Raw genomic sequence first — 3057 nt, 5'->3', positions numbered from 1 at the left:
GGAATAGTAATTTTCATCTCTAATTCCCTATCAATTTTCCCACTAGTGAGGAACTCATTAAATGATTTTTCACCACAATCAAAACGCGAAAAATCATATTTATCATCAACGTAATACCGCTTTAAAACTACATTGTACTGCTCATCTTGACTGTCCAATTTTCTTCCTCCAATGAGAGCCTCAAGATCTCATCCATCAAATCATTAGGTTTTGATGGACTTTCCAATTGAGCCATCAGAGCACCCCATTGTTCTTTACTAACAATATGGCGTCGATGCTCGTTAATAACTTCTGTTGCTCTAGTTACAACAGAATCACACACAAAAGCTGATACAGTTTTACCTAGTAATTCAGCAGCCTCCTCAATGCTATTTTTAACGTCTAATGACGTGCGAAATTCCACTCTTTCCTTTTTTAATGCATTCATTTCATTACTCTTCATAATCCCTACCTTACGTCTCTATGGTAGACGAAGTTGGAACATTTGATGATGTTGTGCTAGATACCAGCATAAGCGGGTTCTTAGCTCTCCAAGATGATGATTTATATTAGATTACTTCTTAATTTAATTAAAAACTCACTACGTATATTCCCATTTTATTTTTTCTTCTCATGTACGGGAATATGCCGTACATGAATGATATACAGTAGATATCAGATGTACAATGTTTTTATGAAAAAAACCATCAGATGTGAGTAGATATTATCCCTTTTATGTTCAATGGCCGGATCAGGTACTCAAAACACCCTTTAGAGCGCCTCAAATGCTCGAGACGCGCTTTTTACACCCTAAACCACCCAACTCTATGCCCTAATCGCTTTGAAAGTTTACAACGCTTTTAGAGGGACTCAGAAAGGTCAAAACCTTAGATCTATTTGATGCGATTTTTCCCTCCAAAGCCTTAAAACTATACATTTTGTCCACACATTGATGTCCCTGGTTAATTTGCGAAGCAATTTGACCAGGGACATCAATGCGACAAGCGAAGTGCGTCAGAAAATAGGAGAACTCTGCAAGATAGAGGAATCGTTTTAGAAAAATAGAGGTTTTGAAATAAAGGAAATATGGAGGAAATAAGAATCTCTTAAGAATCTTAAGAGATTCCCAAGAGATTCTCTCAACCTATAACAGAAGAATCTAATTAGAATCTGTCGAAAAATTCGAACATGCGTTTCCTTATATTTCAAGTGCTTAACGAGAATCTTAAGAGATTCTTAAAGACACTTATTCCTTTAAAATCATGCAGTTAATCTTGTAGGATTCTTATAAGAATCCTACAAGATTCCCTTGAGAATCTCTTAAGATTCTTCAGAACTCATCCAAATAGAGTCTCCATATTTTTGGCCGCGATTTATTTTTATCCTTACTAAACAACCATTTAGACAAATCTACGATTTGCGAGGGGTGTAGTACCTAAAATTTACGCATTAAACCAGCCCCAATATGACCGGCTAAAAAAAGCTAAAACAGATATTTTGGCGCCAAGTTCCATGGCATTTAAGCCAATAACGGCGATTGAGTTAGGAATATTTCCACGTTACATTGCAACAAAAGAATAAAGAGAAGGCTTACGAATGAAGAACCCAACAAATTGGCTACTAGACAACATCGTTCAACTTACAGCTGCAGTAACAATCGCAGGCGTTGTGGCCGTGATCGCCTATGCCTACACGTATACGCTCTAAACCCAAGTACAGCAAAGGTTTGAGAGGAAAACGTGCACGGCGATAATTTAAGCTGTGCACACCCAAAAGCCTTCCCGTAAAAGGACTAAATACCAGCAGTGTAAACTGCGTTAGGTGTGATAAAAAAATAGTAAGAACGAGCACTCATGATGGACAATATGTGGACGGCAAGCCGCCCAACAGATTGCCCACAATCGTTAAGAGAGATAGAGAGAATGGAACGCTTGCGCTCCGCGCACAACAAGTTTTTTTTTGTAGGAAACCAGCCTTTCGGCTGCGCCGACCCCTACCAAATTCGCAATGAATTTTGGCATCATTTATGGTCGCTTTCCGTTGGAGTTTTGTCTCTTACCCTTTCGGGCTGCCCTGCGCTGTGAGTAAAGCTTTCGCCCCCATCCGAGTCTCACAACATCTATCAGTTTTTCCTTTTCCGCTTGTCCCCATCTAGCAGCTACAACGGGGCGGTGTTATCGTGCTTTCGCAAGTTCTGATAAATGCCTTTACTTGCCACCTTTCGGACTTCCCTTGGTCGGTGGCTAATGCGCGTCGCTCTGTCCAATAAACATCTTGAATCCAAACAGAGTGCAGGAATACTTGAAGTCAAATCGTGAAGTGTCTATCATGAAGGGACTTACACCAGACGCCAAATCTAGTAAGTATTTCCGAAAAAACCCGTCCGGCAAGACGGGTTTTTTCACATCTAAAATTAATATTACTAGCGCTAACTAGTAACGCGCAAGAAGAAAAACAATTCAATAGAAACGTCTTACGCGCACAGATTCACTTAAATAGAAGCAACAACCTACTGGATGATTATGCCCTTTTTCTTCCTATATCCCTTAAGTATTCTTCATATTGTTTTAAAGGGTAAACAAAGGAGTTTGGTTCTTTATCTAATTCAGTCCAACCGCAACGACGATAAAAGTCAGCAGCTTTATCATTAAAAGCATGCAGATATAAAGCTAAACAAGCCACATCTTTTGAATTTAAATAAGCCCTTTTTATTGCAAAACCAAGTAGCTTTTTACCAGCTCCCTGCCCTTGAAAACGCTTATCTATCGCTAATGCCCCAATGATAACCATTGGCACTGTGTGATAAGGAAATTTCTTTCTCTGCTTATTAGATACGGGATATAAACTTTTCTCTAAGCAACTGCTTGCTAAAGTAAAATACCCCATAACAATAGGCTCTTCTCCATCACGAATAGCTAATAAAATGTAGGGAATAGTAATTTTCATCTCTAATTCCCTATCAATTTTCCCACTAGTGAGGAACTCATTAAATGATTTTTCACCACAATCAAAACGCGAAAAATCATATTTATCATCAACGTAATACCGCTTTAAAACTACATTGTACTGCTCATCTTG

At 38.7% G+C, this 3057-nt stretch carries 2 protein-coding genes; both read right to left on the bottom strand.

What is annotated here, in order from left to right; all coding sequences use genetic code 11:
• Positions 1–127: 127 nt before the first annotated feature.
• Positions 128–442 carry a type II toxin-antitoxin system TacA family antitoxin gene (locus tag F9817_RS23580; protein ID WP_161158648.1) on the bottom strand — a complete coding sequence of 105 codons (315 nt, stop codon included), beginning with the start codon at positions 440–442 and terminating at the stop codon, positions 128–130.
• Between the two features lie 2057 nt (positions 443–2499).
• Positions 2500–3057: GNAT family N-acetyltransferase (locus tag F9817_RS23575; protein ID WP_161158647.1), on the bottom strand; the 558-nt coding region annotated here is incomplete at its 5' end.

The organism is Vibrio eleionomae (assembly GCF_009874545.1).
GTDB lineage: Bacteria > Pseudomonadota > Gammaproteobacteria > Enterobacterales > Vibrionaceae > Vibrio > Vibrio nitrifigilis.
The sequence above is the reverse complement of the archived record's forward strand: the minus strand, read 5'-3'. Positions and strand labels throughout refer to the sequence as shown.